This window comes from Photobacterium sp. R1 (genome assembly GCF_054600795.1).
Window position 1 is genome coordinate 1 of sequence record NZ_BAAHZP010000949.1, and the last position, 238, is coordinate 238.

Annotated in this window: 1 protein-coding gene; it reads left to right on the forward strand. The window is 47.1% G+C overall.

Annotated features, from left to right (window positions below):
* Window positions 1-238, forward strand: a 238-nt coding sequence (locus ACYP03_RS27880) for an AMP-binding protein (protein WP_459782921.1), incomplete at both ends; no start/stop codon positions are given.

The following is a 238-nucleotide window of genomic DNA, read 5'->3' on the forward strand; positions in this document are numbered from 1 at the left end:
TGTGGTGGTTAATGTCAACCCACTCTATACACCACGCGAACTGGAGCATCAACTGAATGACTCTGGTGCAAAAGCCATTGTGATTGTGTCGAACTTCGCCCATACGCTGGAGAAAATCGTCGACAAAACCAGCGTCGGGCATGTCATTTTAACCAGTCTGGGGGATCAGCTTTCCCGGCCAAAAGGCACGCTGGTTAATTTTGTGGTGAAGCACATTAAAAAGATGGTTCCTAAATAC